The organism is Micromonospora sp. NPDC053740, from assembly GCF_040677775.1.
In the GTDB taxonomy this organism is placed as follows: Bacteria; Actinomycetota; Actinomycetes; order Mycobacteriales; family Micromonosporaceae; genus Micromonospora; species Micromonospora alfalfae.
Window position 1 is genome coordinate 93141 of record NZ_JBFASO010000013.1, and the last position, 20169, is coordinate 113309.

Genomic DNA, 20169 nt, shown 5'->3' on the forward strand with positions numbered 1-20169 from the left:
GGCCGGCGGACCGGCGGTGACCTGGGTCACACGCCGATCCGCCGGGTTGGGGGAAGGGTCAGGACTGGATGGTGACCGGCACCGTCTTCAGCGAGCCGTCACCGTTGCGGAACTCCAACACCCCGAGGTAGCGCTGGCCCGGAGCGAGACCGAACCAGCGCATTGTCAGGTTCGCCGTCGCGCCCGGCCGCACGCTGCGCTGCTTTGGGTCGATGGTGAACCGGCCGGTGGAGGTACCCGGCGCGCCCGGCAGGTAGCTGGTGACCGTGTACGCGTTCGCGCCGTCCTTGATGTTCTCGGTGAACTCCTGCTCGACGACCACGATGTAGTCACCGGCACCGTCCGGCAGTGTCACCTTGGCGCCGTCCCGGCCGCTGGCCGTGGCGGTGACGAACTTCCCGGACTTGTCGTAGACGTTGAGGCTGAACTCGGTGCACTCCATCACGCCCTCCTCGTCGTCCCAGTCGATGTGGGAGCAGGTGGGCCGCTCCGACGTCACCTGGACGAGTGGGCTGCGGGTCCCGGCCGGCACGTGCAGTGTGGTCCTGCTGATCGACGCGGGCAGCGGCACCGGCAGGTTGTTCGACGTGCTCCAGTCCCAGCTCGGCCCGTCGCCCTTGAGGGTGACCACGTTGCTGGTGCCCGAGGTGAGCCCGGAGAGCTGGGAGATCAGCTGACCCTGGTAGCCGACCTCGGCGGCGATCCGGACGCTGCCGAAGGTGCCCTTGCCGGTGATGGCGTCGGGGGCGACCAGCCCGGAGTTGCGCACCACCAGCGGGCTGCGTACCGCGTGCTTGAACTGGTCGCGCCAGGTCAGCGAGCCGTCGGCCCAGGTGTCGAAGGCGCCACCGGTGTTGGTGACCTCAACAGTGAAGCGGGCGCTCTTGCCCGGGCGGATCTGCAGCTTCTTCGGGGTGACTTTGACCTGGTAGCCCGGCGGGGCCTGCACCGACGAGGAGTAGGTGCTGGTCTTGTCGCTGACGTTGGTGACCGTACGGGTCACGGTCTGCTTGCCCACCATCCGGCCGAGCGAGATGGACGGGTAGTTGAGCTGCGCCGTGTCGATCGCACCGATCGTGTCGCAGCCGTCCAGGCCGCCGAGCCCGTAGTCGCCGCCACGGTCGGCGGAAACCCCACACAGGTACTGGATCCAGTCCTGCTGGTTGGAGTCGTAGACCAGGCCCGGGTCGAAGGCGCTGCCCGGCTCGACCTGGCCGGCGCCGTAGTTCAGCGGGGTCGCGTCGTACGTGCCGATCTTGATCGGGTTGCCCTTGTCGGTCTTGTCCACCGCGCTGGTCATCAGCGCCGAGCGGACCGCCGCCGGCGACCAGTCGGGGTGCTTGGCAAGCAGCAGGGCGGCGATGCCGGCGATGTGCGGCGCCGCCATCGAGGTGCCCGACTCCAGTGCGAAGTCGTTGCCGCCGATGGACGGGGAGAACGCGGCGACGATGTCCTGACCGGGGGCGCTGATGTCCGGCTTGAGCAGCTCACCGGCGTTCAGGTTCGACGGGCCCGCCGAGGAGAACGCGGCGACAGCGGGCGCCTCGACCGTCTCCAGCCTGCTCGGCGAGATGGTCGCAGTGGCGTTGCCAGTGGCGACGTACGCGGTGACAGTGGCCAGGTCGACCTCGTTGATGTGCACTGTCGGCACTGCCTGCACATCGGCGTTCAAGGAGTTCAGCTCGTCGTTGTAGAGCACCATGCCGACGCCGCCGGCCCGCGCCACCTCGATGCTCTTGTCGGTACGCGGGATCTCGCCACGCAGGCAGAGCACTATCGCGCCCTTGACCTTGGCCGGATCCAACGTGTCGTCGGCGCAGAGGCCGGCACCGTAGGCGCCGTCCGGGTCGATCGCGCTGTCCTTCGCGAAGACCAGTCGGGCCGGCCCGACACCGGTCTCGCCCATGCCCACACCGGCGATGGTGGTGCCGTTGCCGAGGGTGAGCTTCCGGGTGTTCTGCCGGTCGGTGGTGCTCGCGGCCACAGTGGTCAGCCAGGGCGTCGAGTTGTCGACGGTGTTGGCGAACGGGCCGGAGTTGCCGGCGGCGGCGGCGACGAACACCCCGGCTGCGGCCGCGTTGAAGAACGTCGCGTCGACAGCCCCGAACCGCTCGGTGTCGTCACCGATCGAGTAGTTGATCACGTCGACGCCGTCCGCGACCGCGTCGTCGATGGCGTGCACGATGTCGATGTCGGTACCTGTCGCGCCACCAGCGCCGTTGTCGTACAACGCCTTGTAGATGGCCAACCGCGCGGCCGGCGCCATGCCGGAGATCATGCCCAGGTCCTGGGTCCCCGAGGTGGCCCGCACGCCGTGGATGCCGGCTGCGGTGCTGGCGGTGTGGGTGCCGTGGCCGTTGCGGTCGCGCGGCGAGGAGTAGTCGTCCGGGAACGCCTCGGCGATGCCGCTGTCGTTGTACCAGCGCGCCCCGATCACCTTGTTGTTGCAGGTGACCGGCGCTTCGACGCCGACGTCACAGGTGCCCTTCCACTTGGCGTCGATGATGGCCTGGTCAGGGCGCGGGCTGGGCAGCGGCGCGAAGCTCGCGCTCTCCGGCCAGTAACCGCTGTCGATCACCCCGATGATGACGCCCTCACCGGCGTGGGAGTCTGAGCCGAACTCCTTGTTCCACACCCCGCCCTTGCCGGTCAGGCCCAGGTAGTCGGGGGTGTGTGAGGTGGCGGCGTGCACCTTCTGGCTCTCGTACACCGCTCGGACGCCGTTTGTGGCGCGCAGCCGGGCGGCCTGCGGCCCGGTCAGGTCGGCGGCGAAGCCGTTGAACGCGGTCTCCATGGTGACGCGGGTGCGCTCGGCCGGCACACCGACGTGGTCCAGCACCGACTTGCGCTGCTGGCGCAGGTGATCCCGGTACGCGTTGGCGTTCCCGGACGTGCGGTTCAGCTTGGCCCCGTCGGCCGGCTTGGTCGCCCCGATCCCGGGAACCCCGCCGGTGTAGGTGGCCAGCGGCTCCTCGGCGAGCTGGACGAGGTAGCGGGCGGTCGGCCCACTGCTCGCCGGCGCGGCGGTGGCGCTGGCAGGCAGGCTGGTCAGGCCGGCTGCGGTCAGCGCCACGGCGGCCAGCATGCTGACCCCGTACCTGGCCCGTCCGGTCCGATGTGCGTTCGGTTGTGGCACGTCGTTGCCTCCACGTTCGGTGCCGGCCGCCACGACTGATGACGGTGGCCGAAACCTAGGATCGGTACCGATCATCGAGAAGCACCCGTAACCTCGCTGTCATCTTGGAAACAAGCTCGTAACACAACGGGTACTTTGCGCGTCATTTGGGAGCGCCGACATGGGGGATCCATGGCATTTGGTCGGATGCCCGTGCCGCCGGTCGAGTCGGCCTTCGTGGTCTTCGACGCGCAGGACTCCGGATGCCTCTCCTACGGCGTCGAGGAGGCGGGCCGCCGCTGGCTCGTCAAGACGGCCACCACCGTCGAGGGCCGAGCATCCCTCGACCGGGCCGTCGCGGTGCACGCCGCAGTCAGCCACCCGGCCATCGTCCGTCCCACCTGGACGATCCACGGCACTGCTGGACCAACCCTCGTCTACCCCTGGTACGACGGCACCGTCCTGAACCACGCCACAGCGCACGGCACGGACCGCAGCGCGCTGACCCGGTTCCAGCGCCTGCCGGTCCCGCAGGTCGAGGTGGCGCTCGACGCGATCCTCGACGCCCACCTCGCCGTCAGCGCCGCCGGCCTCGTCGCTGTCGACCTCTACGACGGCTGCTTCCTGTACAACTTCGCCGCCAACCGGATGCGGCTGATCGACCTCGACGAGTACCGCCGCGGCCCGTTCGTGCTCGCGGCGGATCGGCTGCCAGGTTCACGTCGCTACATGGCACCAGAGGAGTTCACCCGTGGCGCGATCATCGACGAGCGGACCACGGTGCACAATCTCGGCCGCGCCCTGCACCACCTACTCGACTCGCCAGCGGACCTGCGGTGTGCTCAAGACGACCGGCGGAGCTCACCACAGGCTTGGCGGGGCAGCAGCGACCAGCGCCGGGTCGTGGAACGCGCGACGAGGCAGCCGCCGGACGCACGGTACCCAGGCGTGTCAGCACTGGTCCGCGCCTGGCGGCTGGCGACACCCGTGGAGGGTGGCGCATTCGTCATCTAGGCGCCGAGGTGCTGCCTTCGTCGTCTAGTGCCGGAAGGGTCGTGTGCGTTGTCCAGCGCGCGCAGGTCGCCCGCCTTGACGGGCCGCCCGGTCGGCCGGCTGCTCCTACGTCCGTCGGTGGTAGTGGTTGCGGCGGGGGACCTGCTCGGGATCGAGCCAGGCGGGCGGGGTGAATTCGGGGTGGCCGTCGCTGCCGAGTCGGACACTCCAGTCGCTGTGGTGAATGTGTCGGTGGTGGTGGCCGCAGAGCAGCACGGCGTTGGCCAGGCTGGTTAGGCCGCCGTCGGCCCAGTGCTCGATGTGGTGGGCGTCGCACCAGCGGGGTGGTCGGTCGCAGCCGGGGAACGCGCAACCCCTGTCGCGGAGCACGAGGGCGCGTCGCAGAGGCCCGGTGATGAGGCGGCGTTGCCGCCCGACGTCGAGGATTTGGCCAGCGCCGCCGAGGACGGCGGGCAGGACGCCAGCGTCGCAGGCGAGCCGGCGCACCGCTTCCGGGGTGAGGGTGAGTCCGGTGTCGAGGGTGCCGGCGTCGAGCTTTGCCGTGAGCGCGTCGTAGGTGCTGATGACGACGATCTGGGCGGGGTCGTTGCCGTGTTCGGGTAGGTCGCTGGTGCGCAGGCTGAGTCGGCAGACGTCGGTGAGCGCGTCATGCCGGCGTTGCCCGGGGGAGCGCTGATCGTCGGGGCCTGATGGCGTGGTCAATGGGTCGATGGCCGCGCGGAGCAGACCGGCGGTTTCGGCGTCGAGGATGCCGGTGAGCCGGAGTCGGCCGTCGGTCTGTTCCGACAGCGTGAGGTGACGGTCGCGGGCGGCGCGGGCCGCCTCGGCCTCCATGGCAGCTTTGGCGGCGGCGTCGGCGAGGTCAGGAGCGACGTGGTCGAGGATGCGGTTGCCGAGTTTGCGCAGCAGGGAGGGGTCGAACTGGCCGGCCCAGTCGGTGAGGAGGCTGACGGCCTTGTCGGCGGCCTCGGGGCCGGCGGTGGCCTGCACGGTGTCGACGGTGTCGGGATGACCCGGGCCTGGTCCAGGCTGATGGTGCCATCAGCCAGCGCTTGTCGGATGCCGGGATTGCCGGCGTCCAGCGCGGTGGCGAGGTCGATCAGGCGGCGGGCGGCGGGAACCGTCAGCCGCAGTCGTTCGCGGAGCCAGACTGCGGTGGAGGAGGCTCCTTGACTGCGGGCCGTGCCGCGGCCGTCGATCTCACGAATCAGGGTGAGGGTGACGGCGGCGAGGCGTTGCTGAAGGCGGTGTGCGGCGTCGAGCGCGGCGATCAGCTCCCGTTCCGGGACCGGCCAGGCGGGGGCGTCGACGCAGGCGACGACAGCGTCGTCTGCCAGCGCCAACTCCTTGAGCATGACCCGACACTAGAACACGTGTACGACACTTTCAGTCACCATGATCGATTGGATGACGGCACCTGCCGTGGCGTTGCCGGCCGCGCTTGTTGTGAACCAATGCCGTCAGTTCCGCAGCGGCGCAGGGTTCGCGGCCAGGAAGAGCTGCCGGACCGGGGCGTTGCCGCGCGACCTGGGTGGCGGCAGTGCGGTGGTCCGGCCACGGCCAGCCGGTTCAGTCGCGGCGGACGAGGCCCGGGCCGGCAGTGATGTCGATGTCGCTGTCGGCGATCTCGTGGCCGGCGGCGCAGCGGAGTACGGCGCGGATCGGCTCGCCGCAGTCGCGGTGGGTGGCGACGACGGACGGGCCGGTGTCGGTGGCGGCCCAGGTGTCGCCCCAGTTGCGCAGTGCGGTGATGACGGGCAGGAGTTCGCGGCCCTTGCGGGTGAGTTGGTACTCGTGGCGGGTGCGCTGCCCGGGCTCCCGGTAGGGGATCCGTTCGAGCAGTTCGGCGGCGACCATTTCCTTGAGGCGGGCGGCCATGGCGGGCTCGCCGACGCCGACCCGGCGGACGAAGTCGTCGAAGCGGCGCGTGCCGAGCAGGGCCTCGCGCAGGATCAGGACCGTCGACCTGCTGCCCACGATGTCCATCGCCCGGGCCACCGAGCAGTTTTCGCTCGTCCAGGAATCGCGATCGCCTCGTAGGTCCTCCATGCCCCCAGCGTACCTGACTTGCATGGAGGCTAGCCAGGTGCTTCACTGGGCAAGCTGACTTCAGCATACGCAAGTCAGACCATCAGCCTGAAGGATCTTCAGTGACCACTAGCGCCACGGCCCCGACCCCATCCGGAGCGGCCCCATCCGGCAAGACCTCACCAGGGCCGGCCGCCCCCGCCCGCTCCTCCTTGCGCGGCTCCCGCCCGGTGACCCTGATCGCCATGTGCCTGGGCGCGATGATCACGTTCCTGCAGATCACCGCGACGGTCTCCGCGTTGACCACGATCCAGCAGGACCTGCGGGTCGACCCCACAACTCTGGTCTGGATCCCCAGCGCCTACACCCTGATGGTGGCGAGCGTCGTGCTGTCCGCGGCCACCCTGGGCAGCCGATACGGGCGTAAGCGCATGTTCGGCGCCGGGGTCGTCGCGATGATCGTCGGCGCAGCCGTCGTGGCTGAGGCTCCGACCGTCGGGTGGGTGATCGTGGGGCAGTTGGTCGCCGGCCTCGGCGGGGCCCTGATCCTGCCGAACAGTCTGGCGATCCTCGGCGCGACCTTCACCGATCCGCACCGACGGACCGAGGTCATCACCGCGTGGTCGGCGGCGTCCGGCATCGGCCTCGCGATCGGCCCGCTCATCGCCGGCTTCCTGTTGCGGCACTACCAGTGGCACAGCGTCTACCTGTCGACGATCGCGCTGGGGCTGGTCACCCTCGTCGTCGCCATCGTCGGGGTGGCCGAGTCCCGGCCGTACGCCGCCCGACTCGACGTGCCCGGCCTCCTCCTGGGAACCGTCGCCATCGCGGCCGCCGTCTACGCGCTGATCCAGGGCGGCAAGGTCGGCTACACCAACCCGGTGGTGTCGACGGCCTGGGTCGTCGCGGTCGTCGCACTTGTCGCGTTCGTGCTGGTCGAGCTGCGGACCAGCGCGCCAATGCTCGACGTGCGGCTGTTCCGGTCCGCGTCGTTCAGCGCCGTCATGGTCGTCGGCGCGGTGTCGCTGTTCGGTTTCACCGGCGTGGCGATCCTGCTGGTCCTCTTCCACGAACGTGCCCAGGCGCTCAGCCCGCTGGACACCGGCTGGCGGATGCTGGTGCTCTTCGGCGCGTACGTGCTGGTCGCCTTCGGTGCCGGGCGCGCGATCCGTCGTACCGGATTCAAGGCGCCGTTGACCCTCGGCCTGGTCCTCGGTGCGGTGGCCAGCTTCGCGCTGGCCAACCAGGGGCCGACCACGTCGTTCGGTGACCGCTGGCCGCTGTTCGTGTTGTTCGGCGCGGCCAGCGGTCTGGTGGTGGCCCCGGCGACGGCGGCGGCGTTGGCCAGCGTCGCGCCCGCCCAGGCAGGCATGGCCTCCGGCGCGGTCAACGCCGCCCGCCAGGTCGGCTCGGTGCTCGGCTCGTCAGTGCTCGGCACGCTCCTCACCACCACGATGGTGGCCGACCTGCCGGACCGGCTCGCCGCGCACCAGATCGGCGAACCCACCCGAACCGCAGTGCAGGCAGCGGTGGCCTCCGGCGTCAACGGCAGCCAACCCCTGCCCGACCCGGTCCGGGCGGCGATCGCGGAGGCACTGACCTCCGGTGTCCAGGCCGGGTTGCGGATCAACGGCATCGTCTTCCTGGTCACCGCCGCGCTGGCGCTCACCCTGATCCGCAACCGGCCGCACCAGCACTAGCTAGGAAGCCAGCGCGTCCAGTTCCTCGATGGCGTCGGTCGGCAGTTTCAGGTCGGCCGCCGCCATGTTCTCCCGCAGGTGCGCCACGCTGGAGGTGCCGGGGATCAGCACTGTGGTGGGCGAGCGCTGGAGAAGCCAGGCGAGGGCGACCTGCTGCGGTGAGGCACCCAGTCGGGCGGCCACGCCGTCGAGCGTGTCGGACTGCAAGGGCGTGAACCCGCCGAGCGGGAAGAACGCCGCGAACGCGATGTTCTCCGCCGCGCACCGGTCGACCAGGGCGTCGTCCTGCCGGTTGGCCACGTTGTAGAGGTTCTGCACGGTGACCACCGGCGCGATGGCCTGGGCCTCGTCGAGCTGGTCGAGCGTCACGTTGCTGAGGCCGAGGTGCCGGATCAGGCCCTCCTGCCGCAGCTCCGCCAGGGCGGCGAATTGCGCGCCGAGCGGCGCGTCGCCCGTGCCCTCCGCCACGCCTACCCGCAGGTTGACCACGTCGAGCACGTCCAGGCCGAGGTGGTCCAGGTTCTCCCGGACCTGGGCCTTGAGGTCGTCCGGCTCCAGGGCCGGGATCCAGGAGCGGTCGGCGCCGCGCCGCGCGCCGACCTTGGTTACCAGGTGCAAACCCTGGGGGTACGGGTGGAGCGCCTCGCGGATCAGCTCGTTGACCACCACGGGCCCGTAGAAGTCGCTGGTGTCGATGTGCCGGACGCCCAGGTCGACGGCCTCGCGGAGTACGGCGAGCGCCTGCTCGCGGTCGCGGGGCGGGCCGAAGACACCCGGGCCGGCCAACTGCATCGCCCCGTAGCCCATCCGGCTCAGGGTGAGGCCGTCAGCGGGGGTGAGGGCACCACCGGGAAGGTTCTCGCTCATCTCATCCTCTGCTCGTTGTCGTGGTGACATCTGGGCCGCTTGGAACCGGCCCTTCGACGACTGTGCGTCGGCATTCGCCTAGGCGGCAGGGCGAGCTGTTCCTGGTAGTGACACAGCCAGTCACCGGGCCGCCCGGCGATCTACCGTCGGTGGCATGGACGCAACGAACCCGCTCGGTGACTTCCTGCGCGCCCGCCGGGAGCAGACCCGGCCCGAGGACGTCGGGCTCGGCCCGGGCGTTGGCCTGCGCCGGGTGCCGGGGCTGCGGCGTGAGGAGGTGGCGATGCTGGCCGGCATCAGCGCCGACTACTACCTCCGGTTGGAGCAGGGGCGCGAGCGGCATCCTTCGGTGCAGGTCCTCGATGCCCTCGCCGGGGTGCTGCGGCTGGATCCGGAGGCGACCGCGTACATGATCGGGTTGAGCCGGGCGCGGTCGCGTCGGGCGGCCCGACCGGCCGCCGAGCGGGTCCCGGCCAGCATCCTGCACCTGCTGCGGCAGCTCTCCATGCCGGCCTTCGTGCAGAATCGCTACCTCGACATCCTGGCGTCGAACCCGATGGCGAGGGCGCTGTCGCCGAATCTCGCCCCGGGCGCCAACCGACTCCGCGCGGTGTTCCTGGACCCGGCCGAGCGGGAGCTGTTCCGCGACTGGCGGCAGGCGATGCAGAGCGTGGTGGGGCAGATGCGTGCCGACTCGGGCGGGGCCACCGACGACCCACGGTTGACGGCACTGGTGGGGGAGTTGTCACTCAAGAGCGACTGCTTTCGGCGACTGTGGGCGCGACACGAGGTGCGTCGGCGGGAGGGCGTGGTCAGCCGGCTGCACCACCCCGAGGTGGGCGACCTCGACCTGTACTGCGACAAGCTCGCGGTGGCGGGCGCCGACGGGCAGTTGCTGGTGATCTACCACGCCGAGCCCGGTACGGAGTCCGCCCGCTCGTTGGCGCTGCTCGGCTCGATCGCCGCCAGCAGTGCTGACGACCTGCCGGACAGCCTCCGACCCGGCGACCCGGCCCGCCTCTATCCGCTGGAGTGACCAGGTCAGGGCCGCTGCGGGGTCGCCTGGGTGGGGATGTGCTCGTAGCGTTTGCGCATGGTCTCGCTGGCGGCCGGGCCGGCGGCGAACACGAAGTCGGCGTCGTCGAGCGGGCGACCGCTGTTGCGGTCCACGATCACCGGGTCGGCCTCCAGTCCGGTGGTCCGGTCGACGAGGATCATGCTGCGCTCGCTCGGATCGAGGCGTGAGTTACCCCAGGCGGCGAGGGCGACGACGACGGGCCGCAGGCTGCGGCCGAGGTCGGTGAGGACGTACTCGTAGCGGTCGGGCCTGGTCTGGTAACGGCGACGTTCGAGCAACCCCTGACCGGTGAGGGTCTTGAGCCGGCTGGTCAGGATGCTGGACGAGACGCCCAGGTTGGCCTGGAACTGGTCGAACCGGGTGTAGCCGTCGAAGGCGTCGTGCAGGATCAACAGCGTCCACCACTCGCCCACATGGCCCAGCGCGCTGGACAGCGGGCATTCGCGGTCCTCCAAGCGGATCTTCCCGGCCACAACTGTGCCCTCTCCCGAGTAGGTGCTAGTGTCGAAGTTAGTAGGTGCTATTTCAGAAGTAACTGTACGACGTCCTGGTGGCATGTGCCTCCTGCTGCCCAGCGACGTCCGGAAGGGTCTCCAACCGTGACTGTCACCCAGGCCGCACCGGCCATCATCCGCCGCTACTTCGAGCTCGCCGGCCGGCCCGACTCCGAGGACTACTTCGCCCTCTTCGCCGAGGACGCCGTGGTCGAGGACGAGTCGACCGAGTGGCGGGGCATCGAGGCCATCCGCGCGTGGCGTCGTGCCGTGCCGCTGGTGTCGTACGAGATCACCGACGTCGAGGACACTCCCGCCGGCACCGTCGTGACCGCGACGATCACGGGCGACTTCCCCGGCAGCCCGTTCGCCGGCCTCCGTTACCGCTTCAGCGACTACGACGACACAGCGATCCGGCAGCTGCGGATCGCACCCTGAAAGTCCGCGCCAGGCTTGACGGCGATTGTTTGTGAGTGCACACTTACAAACATGCGATCCACCGCCGAGGCCCGCCGGGTCACCGTCCTGAACACCGCCGTGTCGGTGTTCGCACGCGCCGGCTTCCACGCCACCCCGGTCACCGCCGTGGCCGCCGCCGCCGGCATCTCCGAGGCGTACGTCTTTCGGCTCTTCTCCGGAAAGCTCGGCTTGTTCGTGGCGGCGGCCGGGGTGTGTTTCGACCGGATCGCTGACGCGATCGAGGCGGGTGCGGAGCGCGCCGAGGGTGACAGCCCGCAGGAGATCCTCGACGCCATGGGCGGTGCTTACGCGGAGCTGATCGCCGATCGCGACCTGCTGCTCTTCCAGGTGCAGGCGCAGGCCGTCACTGACATCCCGGAGATCGCCGAGGCGGTGCGGGCCGGTTACCGACGGGTCGCGACCTTCGTGCAGAGTCGGGCAGGGGCCAGCGACGCGCAGGTGCAGCAGTTCTTCGCGTACGGCCAGTTGTGCCACCTGATCGTGACGGCCGGCCTGGAGCAGGTCCCGGAGCCCTGGGCTCGCGCCCTGACCGCCGGCATTCGCCACCCCTGACCGACCCCGATGCTGGGCCGCTTCGGCGGCCCGCTCTTTTGAGCTGACAAGTGTGTGAGTACGCACTTACAAACAAGGGAGAACCCGATGACCACCGACACGATCACCGAAGTGGTGCTGCCCGGCGTGGTGGAGCCCGACGGCCTCCTGCTGCACCGACGCGCGATGCCAGTGCCCGCCCGGGGGCAGGCGCTGGTCCAGGTCGAGGCCACCGGCATCTCGTTCGCCGAGCAGCAGATGCGCCACGCGCTCTACCCCGGCCAGCCGAAGTTTCCGTTCGTGCCCGGCTACGACCTCGTCGGCACCGTCCGGGAGGTCGGCCCCGACGGCGACGACGCACTGGTCGGCACGCGGGTGGCGGCGGTCACCAAGACCGGCGCCTGGGCCACGCACGCGCTTGTCGACATCGACGCCCTGACCCCGGTGCCGGCGGGTCTGGACCCCGCGGAGGCCGAGACCGTCGTCGTCAACGGGGTGACCGCCTGGCAGATGCTGCGGGACGCCGACCTGACGGCCGGACAGACCATCCTCGTGCACGGTGCGAACGGCGGCGTCGGGAGCGTGCTCGTCCAACTCGGCCGACACCTCGGTCTGCGGGTCATCGGCACCGCCGCCGAACGGCACCACGCCGGGCTGCGCGAACTCGGCGTCGAACCCCTTGACTACCGCGACCCGGAAATGGCGGCGCGGGTCCGCGAGCTGTCGCCGGGTGGCGTCGACGCCGTCTTCGACCCGGTCGGCGGCCCGGGCGTACGCACCTCGTACGCACTGCTCGCCCCCGGCGGCAAGCTTGTCGTCTACGGCAACGCCGCCGCCGTCGGCACCGGGCAGTCGGTCGTGTGGGTCTTCGTGAAGCTGCTGACCCGCCTCTACACCTGGAACGCGCTGCCCAACGGTCACCGGGCCGGCTTCTACAACTTCTGGGCCGGCCAGCTCACCCGCCGCGCCGCGTTCCGCCGTCGCCTGCGTACCGACCTCGGCATCGTGCTCGACCTGCTGCGGCAGGGAGTGATAGTGCCGCAGATCGCCGCCCGCTACCCGCTCAGCGAGGTCTCCGCGGCACTGGTGTTCGCCGAGAACCGCAGCCGGGCCGGCAAGGTGGTGCTGGAGCCCTGACCTCCGGCCCGTCCAGGGCGCTGGTGCGGCTGGCCGCCGTGAGGGCGTACGGTGAACATGTCGCCCGGGGGACCCCGGTGGCCGCGAGACGCCGTCGCCACCAGCCCACCAGGGCGTTAGCGCTCATCTTCTCCGTCGCCGCGACGTACCGGCCGTGTCGGCTGACCGCGGACCGCGTCCCGACCGACAGGTCGGCGCGTCGTCGGCATCCGGCGGTCGGTTGCCCGACGCGCACTCGAGTTCATCCTCAGTGCACATTGTTTCGACGTTCAACTAGGGGAGTACCAGATGAGGATCGCCAGGGACCGAATCGTCGCCGCACTTCGCGACCGGGGTCAACTGGCTCGGGCCGCCTGGGTCGAGCGTGAACTGCCCGAGTGGGTGGACCCGGCCAAGCACTCCGGGCTGCTCGCCACCCTGGACCTCAACCCGGCTGACCTCGCCGAGGCGCCATCCTCGTGAGGGTGGCGCGGCTCGGGCCGGCCGCCGGTGGTGTGATGATCGCGGCGCGCCCTGGCGTGGAGGCGACTCGGTAGGCGCCGGTGCGCGGCGGGCGAGGTAGCCTCACCGCTCGCGCTACGTGCTCCCGCGATCCGGGAGGACAGGGGGAGGTGGAGCATGGCCGACGTTGGCGAGGTGGTGCGTTGGTTGCAGCTCAACGCGCCCCGGGGCGGCCCGGACGAGGTGTCGCAACTGGTCTCCCGTGCGGCGCCCGCGATCGACGCCAGCGAGATGGTGATCTATCTGGCCGACTACACGCAGACTCTCCTCGTGCCGCTGCTCGGCGCGGGTCTCGACCGGGGCCAGTTGCCTATCGAGACGACGCTCGCCGGCCGGGCCTTCACCACCCTCGACATCCAGCGCGCGCCCGACAACCCGGACCGGGTGTGGGTGCCACTGCTGCTCGGGTGTGAGCGGATGGGCGTACTGGAGATCGTCTCGCCGGCCGCCGCCGACGAGACGATGGATGCTCCGGCCTGGGAGGTGGCGGTCAACATCGCCCAGATCCTGGTCAACCGCCGGCTCTACGGTGACGTGGTCGAGCGGATGCGGCGGCGAATGCCGATGCAGGTCGCGGCCGAGATCGTGTGGGGCCTGCTCCCACCGCTGACCTTCGCCACCGACGACCTTGTGGTCACCGCCATCCTCGAACCGTGCTACGACGTCGGCGGCGACATCTTCGACTACGCGTTGAACGACGACGTCCTCAGCGTCGGGCTCTTCGACACCTGTGGGCACGGCATCAAGGCGAGCACCCTGGCCTCGCTGGTGGTCAGCGCGTACCGCAACGCCCGTCGGTGCGGCCTCGACCTGGTCGACACGGCGATCAGCATCGACCGCTGGGTGCGGTCCGAGCACCCGAACTTCTTCGCTACCGGGTTGCTCATCGAGTTGGACCGACAGACCGGCCGACTCAGCATGATCAACGCGGGTCACCCCGGTGCGATGTTGCTGCGCGACGGCAAGGCCGTTCGGGAACTTCCCGGGCCGACAGTGTTGCCGCTCGGCCTGGGCCACCTGTCACCTCGCCGACCGTGGGTACACGTCGAGGACCTGCACCCGGGCGACCGCATCCTCGCCTACACCGACGGCATCACCGACGCGCGCAGCGCCGAGGGGGAGCAGTTCGGGCTGGACCGGCTCGTCGACTTCGTCAACCGTGCCCTGAACGACGGGTTGCCCAGCCCGGAGACGATGCGTCGCCTGGTCCGCGCCGTCGTCGGCTACCAGGACGACCAGCTCGAGGACGACGCGACGGCCCTCTTCGTGGAGTGGCGGCCTCCGCACCTGCCGCTCGCGCACCTCCGCGACCTCGCCGCGCTCCGACACTGACCCCGCGCCGCAGCGCCCCGACCCCCCGGCTTGCGCAGTGGGATTTTGCACTCGCAGTGCACTTGTCTCCGATTGCGAGGCTGTCTAGCGTCACCTCATGGCTGACTCATGGACCTTCGCCGTGGCGCGTGACGACCTCGGGCAGACCACGCTCGTCGATGGCTTGACCCCTGCCCCGGCCGACGGCGAGGCGCTGCTGCGTGTGGACCGCGTCGGCCTCACCGCCAACAACGTGACCTACGCGGTGCTCGGCGACGCGATGCGCTACTGGCAGTTCTTTCCGCCGGCGGCCCAGGGCCTCGGGCCGCAGTGGGGCCTGCCACCGCTCTGGGGCTTCGCAGAGGTGGTCGCCTCGGCGGTGGCCGGGGTCGAGGTGGGGCAACGGATCTACGGCTACCTGCCGCCCGCCGGTCACCTCGTGGTGCGACCGGACCGGGTCGACGCGACCGGGTTCCGCGAGGCGAGCCCGCACCGGGCCGAGTTGCCGTCGCCGTACAACGCGTACCGGTCCACCGTCGGCGACCCCGCGTACCAGCGCGACCAGGAGGATCTGCTGATCCTGTTCCGGCCGCTGTTCTTCACCTCGTTCATGCTGGCCGACCAGGTGGTCGACAACGACTTCTACGGTGCCGAGGCGCTGCTGGTGTCGTCGGCGTCGAGCAAGACCGCGTACGCCGCCGCGTTCGAGTTGCACCGGCGAGGGCCGCGCCTGGTCGGTCTCACCTCACCGGGCAACCTGGCGTTCACCAGGTCGCTCGGCTGCTACGACGAGGTCGTGTCGTACGACGACATCGACGCCCTCGACGTGGCCCCGACCGTCTACCTCGACCTGTCCGGCTCGCCCTCGACCCGTGCCGCGGTGCGTCGTCGCCTCGGCGACCGCCTGGTCCGGGACATCGCGGTCGGGCTCACCAACCAGACGCCGAACGCCGACGCCGCCGAGGAGGTGTTCTTCGCGCCGGTGCAGATGCGCAAGCGCAGCCACGACTGGGGCCGCGACGGCCTCGACCAGCGATTCACCGAGGCTTGGCAACGCTTCGCCGCCGTCGTGAGCGGGTGGCTAGACGTTCGGGTGGGTGCCGGGCCGGCGGCGCTGCAACACGCGTGGCTGGACGTTCTCGCCGGTCGTACGCCGCCACGGGTGGGCCACGTCATCCAACTCTGATCGGGCTCAGGCTGCGATGTCCGGGTTGAGCTGGCGGCGTAGCGCGGTCAGCGAGCGGGTGATCAGTCGGGACACGTGCATCTGCGAGACGCCGATCCGGTCGGCGATCTGGGCCTGGGTCAGGTTGCCGTGGAAGCGCAGGCTCAGAATCTGACGCTCGCGTGCCGGCAGCGTGGCGAGGGCCGGGCCGAGGGCGACGCGGATCTCGACGAGATCGAACTCGTGGTCGTCATCGCCGAGGGTGTCCCCGAGTTCGCGGCTGCCGTCGGCCCCGGTCGGAGTGGACAGCGACGTGGCCCGGTAGGCACGCGCACCCTCCAGCCCTTCCAGGACCGTCTCCTCGGACACGTCGAGGTGGGACGCGATGTCGGCGACTGTCGGCGAGCGGCCGAGGGTCTGGGTCAGCGCGCTGTTCGCCGCGCTGATCGACAGGCGCAGCTCCTGGAGGCGGCGGGGCACGCGCACCGCCCAGGTGCGGTCCCGGAAGTACCGCTTGATCTCGCCGATGATCGTGGGAATGGCGTACCCGCTGAAGTCGACGCCTCGGTCGTGGTCGAAGTTGTCCACTGCCTTGATGAGCCCGACGAAGGCGGTCTGGGCCAGGTCGTCGTCGGGTGCGCCGCGTCCGCCGTAGCGGCGCGCCAGGTGCCGGGCCAGCGGTAGCCACGCCTCGATGGCGCGGTCCCGCAGTGCTGGGCGGCGGGGATCGTCCGCCGGGGTCGCCGCCAGGATGGCGAGCAGCTCATCCGGGCTCTGGTCGCTGCTGCGCTGGCTGACGCGGGTGCTGGTCGCGTTCTCGACGATTGTGGACATGTGGTGATCCCCTCCCGCACATGCCCGTCGATCGGGTCGACCGGAAGGATCTCCGAACCGGCTGACGCCGGGGCGCACGTACGGGCGAAGGTGCGCTGTCGCAAGGCCACGAGCACGGGCCTCGCCACCGCGTCATGTCGTTCACTTGATGACCCGGACACTACCCGAAAGACCGACTATTTTCTAGCCGAAAGTATGAGGCTAGGCGTTTGGAGAGGGAGCAGGCGGGGATCAGCCGCGCTGATCCGAGGGGTCGACAGCGCCGGGCGTCGGCTGGGCCGGCTGCACCGCGAACGGGTGACGCAGTTGCCGCATGGCCTCCTCGCTGCTGTCGAAGGTCACCGCCGGTCCGTCCAGCACGTCACCGTGCGACGTGGCGAGGAACAGGGCGGGTCGACCGTTGTCGTTCGATGTCATGCAGGGATCCTGTCTCTACGAAAGGGGTGCGTCCGGGCCTCGGCAACGTCGGCCGTGCGACCCGGTGACGCTTCGGCGCACACGTTGGCGCCCGAATGCTGGTGTCCTGTGCACGGGCGAGCGCCCGGCGACACCGACACCCCGCACCATACCCGGCGCCGCCGCCACATATGCGCCGCCGACGGACCCGCCTCGCTTGTGACGAACCGGCCGCCCAGGAATTCTGTAATCCCACCCGCTGCCGCGAGTCTCCGATCTTGAGGGCGGTCAGCACACCCAGCGTGGCTGCCGCGCGGATGAGCACCCAAGGAGTGGACCCATGTCGTCAGCCGGTCGAGCACTGCCCGATGTCGGGTTGGTCGTCGCGGCCCGGCAGGGTGACCAGCGCGCTCTCGACGACGTCGTCGCGGCCTCGCTCCCGCTGGTCTACAACATCGTCGGGCGTGCGCTGCGCGGGCACGCCGACGTCGACGACGTGGTCCAGGAGACGTTGGTACGGGTGATCCGGTACCTGCCCGCGCTCAACGACCCGGCGGCATACCGGTCCTGGCTGGTGGCGATCGCCATCCGCCAGGTGCGTGACTGGGAGACGCGTCGCCGCGTCGCGCTCAACCGCGACGCCGGGCTGGACGCGATCCACAACGTGCCCGACCCGGCCTCCGACTTCGCGGGGATGACCATCCTCCGGCTCGGCCTCACCGACCAACGACGCGAGGTGGCCGAGGCGACCCGCTGGCTCGACCCGGACGACCAGGAACTTCTCTCGCTGTGGTGGCTGGAGGAGACCGGCGAGATCACCCGCAACGAGGTCGCCGACGCGCTCGGGTTGTCACCCGGGCACGTCGCGGTGCGGATCCACCGGATGAAGGAGCAGATCCAGAGCGCCCGTGGCGTCGTCCGCGCGCTCCGCGCCCGCCCTGGCTGCCCGGACCTGGGCGCCGTGACCGCCGAGTGGGACGGCACGCCCAGCTCGCTGTGGCGCAAGCGACTGGCTCGACACGTCCGCGACTGCGCGTTCTGCGGACGGCTGGGAACCACCCTCCTGCCGATCGACCGGCTGCTGGCCGGTATGCCGCTGCTGCCGCTCCCGGCGGGTCTCGGCGCCCACCTGCCGGGCGCGGCGGCCCCCGCCGCCGCGCAGGCCGTCGTACCCCCGGCCCCGGCGGCCGGACCCGCCGCCGGGCCGACCCCACCCGGCGCGGTGTCCGCCGATGCGGGCGGCGGCCCGAGCGTCGTCGACCTCGCGGTGAACCGGCCCCGTGGCCTCGTGCCGTCCCTCGCCGCCGGTGTGGCCGCCGCCGTCCTGGCCATCACCATGGCTGTGGTGATCCTGCCGGACGATCCGTCCGCGCCCTCGTGGGCGGCGCCGCCGTCTGCCGCGCCCACCGCCGTCGCCACCCCGAGCGTCGCGCCCTCACCGAGCGCACGGCCCTCGTCGAAAGCTCCGGTCGCGCCGGCGGTCAGCTCCGCCCGCAAGGGCGTCGGGGTGTGGAACTTCGCCGGAGCGAGTCAGGCGTTGGCGAACTCCAGGGCCAGCTGGTACTACACCTGGGGCACCCAGCACGCGGGGATCAGCACCCCGCGTGGTGCGACGTTCGTGCCGATGATCCGCAGCGCGGAGAACGTCACCGCCGTGGAGCTGGCGCGGGCCAGGGCGGCCGGGCCGTACCTGCTCACCTTCAACGAGCCGGACCTGCCCGAGCAGGCGAACATGACGGTCGAGCAGGCGTTGGACCTGTGGCCGCAGCTGATGGCGACGGGCAGCAAACTGGGCAGCCCGGCGGTCGCCTGGGGCGGGCCGGACCCGCAGGGTTGGCTGGACAGGTTCATGACCGGCGCAGAGGCCCGCGGCCACCGGGTGGACTTCATCGCGCTGCACTGGTTCGGCGCCGACTTCACGACCGCCACCGCTGTGGCTCAACTCCGGCAGTACCTCCAGGCCGTCTACCAGCGGTACCGGAAACCGATCTGGTTGACCGAGTTCGCGCTGATCCGCTTCGCCGGGGGCGGTTCGCAGTTCCCCGGTCAGCAGCAGCAGGCGGCCTTCCTCACGGCGGCCACCGCCATGCTCGGTCAACTCCCCTACCTCCAGCGTTACGCCTGGTTCGGGCTACCCGCCACGGACAAGGACCGGTCCGGGTTGTTCAGCGACGGGACCGGCGCGACAATGGTCGGCCGCGCGTTCCAAGCCGCCCGGTGAGCACTGGCGAACTGATGGACGAACAGGGCATGGCGGAGCGCAGAGGGCCTCGCGTACCTGCCGGGCGGCTGGTCGGCGTCGTCGCGACAGTGGTCGCCACGGCGGTGGCCGTCGGGCTCAGCCAGGGCTGGGGTCGCACCAACCAGGCACCAGCAGCGTCGTCGGTGGCAGCGTCGTCAGCCGCCGCGGTGCCGGCCGTGCCGGTGGCACTCAACGGCACCGACGACGCCTTCATCCAACTGCTGATCCCGATGAACGAGGGCGCGCTCGCGCTGATCGATCAGCTCGACACCCGTCCGGCGGATCCGTCGCTGCGGACCCTTCTCGGCGAGGTCCGGAAGGCCCATCAGGCGGAGTTGCGGGACCTGCGTGGGCTGTTGGCCGCGGGCAACACGCCGGAGCTGAACATCCACGAGGGGCATCAGATGCCCGGCATGGTCACCGAGGCCAGCCTCGCCGAGCTACGTGCCACGTCCGACGCGGAGGTGTCGTCCCGGGCGACTGGCCTGATCCGGGCGCACCTCGCGCAGACAGTGGTGCTGTGCCGGGGCGAGCAGACCGCCGGGGGAAGCCCGGAGGTGAAGGCGCTCGCCGGCCGGATCCAGCAGGCGCGGGCCGCCGAGCTGAACATGCTGGACAACCGGCCCGGCGCGCCCACTGCCGCACCGGGCGGCTGAGCGCACCGGACCCGCAGCGCGGCACGGTCGCGCCGGTGCCGGTCGCGTGGTGGTCAGGCCGGCGTCGGGTGCCTCTCCGCGAACCGGGCGCGGGTCAGGAACGCGAGTTGGGCCCGCTTGTCCGGCATGTCGATCTCCGAGTCGAAGGTGAAGCCCTCGATCTCCAGCCGACGCAGGGCGAGGTGGTTGCGGACGTCCGGCTCCACCACGATCCGCTGGGCGGCCGGGTCGCGGAACAGGAAGCGGGCGACGGCCGGGCCGGCCGCGTTGGTGAGGCTGCGGGCGAGGCGTCGGTCGGGGCTGAGCAGCAGGTGCATCCCCACGTCGCCGGGCTGGACCGGGTAGCGCTCGCCGACCGGGTCCGCCTCGGGCTGATAGCTTTGGAAGAGGCCGACCGGCTCCCCGTCGACGGTGATCAGGTACGCGTGGTGCGTGGGGAGGCCGTCCACAAAGGCGTATGTCTCGCGGACCTCTTCGAGAGTGTGCGAACCCATGCCCCAGAAGGAGTTGCGGGGCAGGGCCACCCATTCGTGCAGGAGTGCGGCGTCCCGGTCCGGGTCCACTGTCACCAACGACAGCTCGCCGAGACCGGCGATCTTCTCCTGGTACGTCATCGGGCG

Annotated in this window: 18 protein-coding genes and 1 pseudogene; 11 read left to right on the forward strand and 8 right to left on the reverse strand. The window is 70.7% G+C overall.

Annotated elements, in window-relative coordinates:
- Positions 1 to 58: 58 nt before the first annotated feature.
- Positions 59 to 3136 (reverse strand): S8 family serine peptidase, encoded by a 3078-nt coding sequence (locus tag AB0K35_RS29280; protein WP_363889489.1) that lies wholly within the window; start codon positions 3134 to 3136, stop codon positions 59 to 61.
- A 171-nt stretch (positions 3137 to 3307) separates the two neighbouring features.
- Between AB0K35_RS29280 and AB0K35_RS29285 the strand changes: the two genes are divergently transcribed.
- Positions 3308 to 4129, forward strand: a complete 822-nt coding sequence (locus tag AB0K35_RS29285) for a serine/threonine protein kinase (RefSeq protein ID WP_363889491.1) — start codon at positions 3308 to 3310, stop codon at positions 4127 to 4129.
- A gap of 105 nt (positions 4130 to 4234) precedes the next feature.
- Here AB0K35_RS29285 and AB0K35_RS29290 read toward each other — a convergent pair.
- Positions 4235 to 5484 (reverse strand): annotated as a pseudogene (locus AB0K35_RS29290) (DUF222 domain-containing protein).
- A gap of 214 nt (positions 5485 to 5698) precedes the next feature.
- Positions 5699 to 6178, reverse strand: coding sequence for a helix-turn-helix domain-containing protein (locus tag AB0K35_RS29295; protein ID WP_363889493.1), 480 nt, complete (start codon positions 6176 to 6178; stop codon positions 5699 to 5701).
- A gap of 101 nt (positions 6179 to 6279) precedes the next feature.
- Here AB0K35_RS29295 and AB0K35_RS29300 point away from each other — a divergent pair, with 101 nt between their 5' ends.
- Positions 6280 to 7857, forward strand: coding sequence for an MFS transporter (locus AB0K35_RS29300; protein WP_363889496.1), 1578 nt, complete (start codon positions 6280 to 6282; stop codon positions 7855 to 7857).
- On the opposite strand, the gene AB0K35_RS29305 is transcribed toward AB0K35_RS29300, so the two are convergent.
- Positions 7858 to 8724 (reverse strand): oxidoreductase, encoded by an 867-nt coding sequence (locus AB0K35_RS29305; RefSeq protein ID WP_238671284.1) that lies wholly within the window; start codon positions 8722 to 8724, stop codon positions 7858 to 7860.
- A gap of 154 nt (positions 8725 to 8878) precedes the next feature.
- On the opposite strand from AB0K35_RS29305, the gene AB0K35_RS29310 reads away from it, so the two are divergent.
- On the forward strand, positions 8879 to 9760 hold the full coding sequence (locus tag AB0K35_RS29310; protein WP_363889498.1) for a helix-turn-helix transcriptional regulator: 882 nt from the start codon (positions 8879 to 8881) through the stop codon (positions 9758 to 9760).
- Between the two features lie 5 nt (positions 9761 to 9765).
- Here the strand turns inward: AB0K35_RS29310 and AB0K35_RS29315 are convergent, their stop codons facing one another.
- Positions 9766 to 10257, reverse strand: a complete 492-nt coding sequence (locus AB0K35_RS29315) for a helix-turn-helix domain-containing protein (RefSeq protein WP_238671282.1) — start codon at positions 10255 to 10257, stop codon at positions 9766 to 9768.
- A 144-nt stretch (positions 10258 to 10401) separates the two neighbouring features.
- On the opposite strand from AB0K35_RS29315, the gene AB0K35_RS29320 reads away from it, so the two are divergent.
- From AB0K35_RS29320 to AB0K35_RS29345, 6 genes are all read left to right on the forward strand, one after another.
- Positions 10402 to 10734: a nuclear transport factor 2 family protein gene (locus AB0K35_RS29320; protein WP_238671281.1), complete on the forward strand. Its 333-nt coding sequence runs from the start codon at positions 10402 to 10404 to the stop codon at positions 10732 to 10734.
- A 51-nt stretch (positions 10735 to 10785) separates the two neighbouring features.
- The gene (locus AB0K35_RS29325) at positions 10786 to 11328 is read left to right on the forward strand and encodes a TetR family transcriptional regulator (RefSeq protein WP_238671280.1); all 543 of its coding nucleotides are present in this window, start codon (positions 10786 to 10788) and stop codon (positions 11326 to 11328) included.
- An 87-nt stretch (positions 11329 to 11415) separates the two neighbouring features.
- The gene (locus AB0K35_RS29330) at positions 11416 to 12444 is read left to right on the forward strand and encodes a medium chain dehydrogenase/reductase family protein (RefSeq protein WP_238671279.1); all 1029 of its coding nucleotides are present in this window, start codon (positions 11416 to 11418) and stop codon (positions 12442 to 12444) included.
- Positions 12445 to 12732: 288 nt separating this feature from the next.
- Entirely contained in the window at positions 12733 to 12906 is a 174-nt protein-coding gene (locus AB0K35_RS29335) for a hypothetical protein (protein WP_238671278.1), read from the forward strand.
- A 156-nt stretch (positions 12907 to 13062) separates the two neighbouring features.
- Entirely contained in the window at positions 13063 to 14277 is a 1215-nt protein-coding gene (locus AB0K35_RS29340) for a PP2C family protein-serine/threonine phosphatase (protein WP_363889501.1), read from the forward strand.
- 97 nt (positions 14278 to 14374) lie between these two features.
- Entirely contained in the window at positions 14375 to 15442 is a 1068-nt protein-coding gene (locus AB0K35_RS29345; protein ID WP_363889503.1) for a DUF2855 family protein, read from the forward strand.
- Positions 15443 to 15448: 6 nt separating this feature from the next.
- Here the strand turns inward: AB0K35_RS29345 and AB0K35_RS29350 are convergent, their stop codons facing one another.
- A complete protein-coding gene (locus AB0K35_RS29350) occupies positions 15449 to 16255 on the reverse strand; it encodes an RNA polymerase sigma factor SigF (RefSeq protein WP_363889506.1) in 807 nt (268 codons plus the stop codon).
- A gap of 231 nt (positions 16256 to 16486) precedes the next feature.
- Positions 16487 to 16672 (reverse strand): hypothetical protein, encoded by a 186-nt coding sequence (locus tag AB0K35_RS29355; RefSeq protein WP_357364510.1) that lies wholly within the window; start codon positions 16670 to 16672, stop codon positions 16487 to 16489.
- 319 nt (positions 16673 to 16991) lie between these two features.
- Between AB0K35_RS29355 and AB0K35_RS29360 the strand changes: the two genes are divergently transcribed.
- Together AB0K35_RS29360 and AB0K35_RS29365 are read left to right on the forward strand one after the other, a co-directional pair.
- Positions 16992 to 18872 (forward strand): sigma-70 family RNA polymerase sigma factor, encoded by a 1881-nt coding sequence (locus tag AB0K35_RS29360; protein WP_363889508.1) that lies wholly within the window; start codon positions 16992 to 16994, stop codon positions 18870 to 18872.
- Positions 18869 to 19549, forward strand: a complete 681-nt coding sequence (locus tag AB0K35_RS29365; RefSeq protein ID WP_363889510.1) for a DUF305 domain-containing protein — start codon at positions 18869 to 18871, stop codon at positions 19547 to 19549. Before AB0K35_RS29360 ends, AB0K35_RS29365 begins: the two co-directional genes overlap by 4 nt.
- A gap of 53 nt (positions 19550 to 19602) precedes the next feature.
- Here AB0K35_RS29365 and AB0K35_RS29370 read toward each other — a convergent pair whose 3' ends face one another.
- Positions 19603 to 20163 carry a GNAT family N-acetyltransferase gene (locus AB0K35_RS29370; protein ID WP_363889513.1) on the reverse strand — a complete coding sequence of 187 codons (561 nt, stop codon included), beginning with the start codon at positions 20161 to 20163 and terminating at the stop codon, positions 19603 to 19605.
- Positions 20164 to 20169 lie beyond the last annotated feature (6 nt).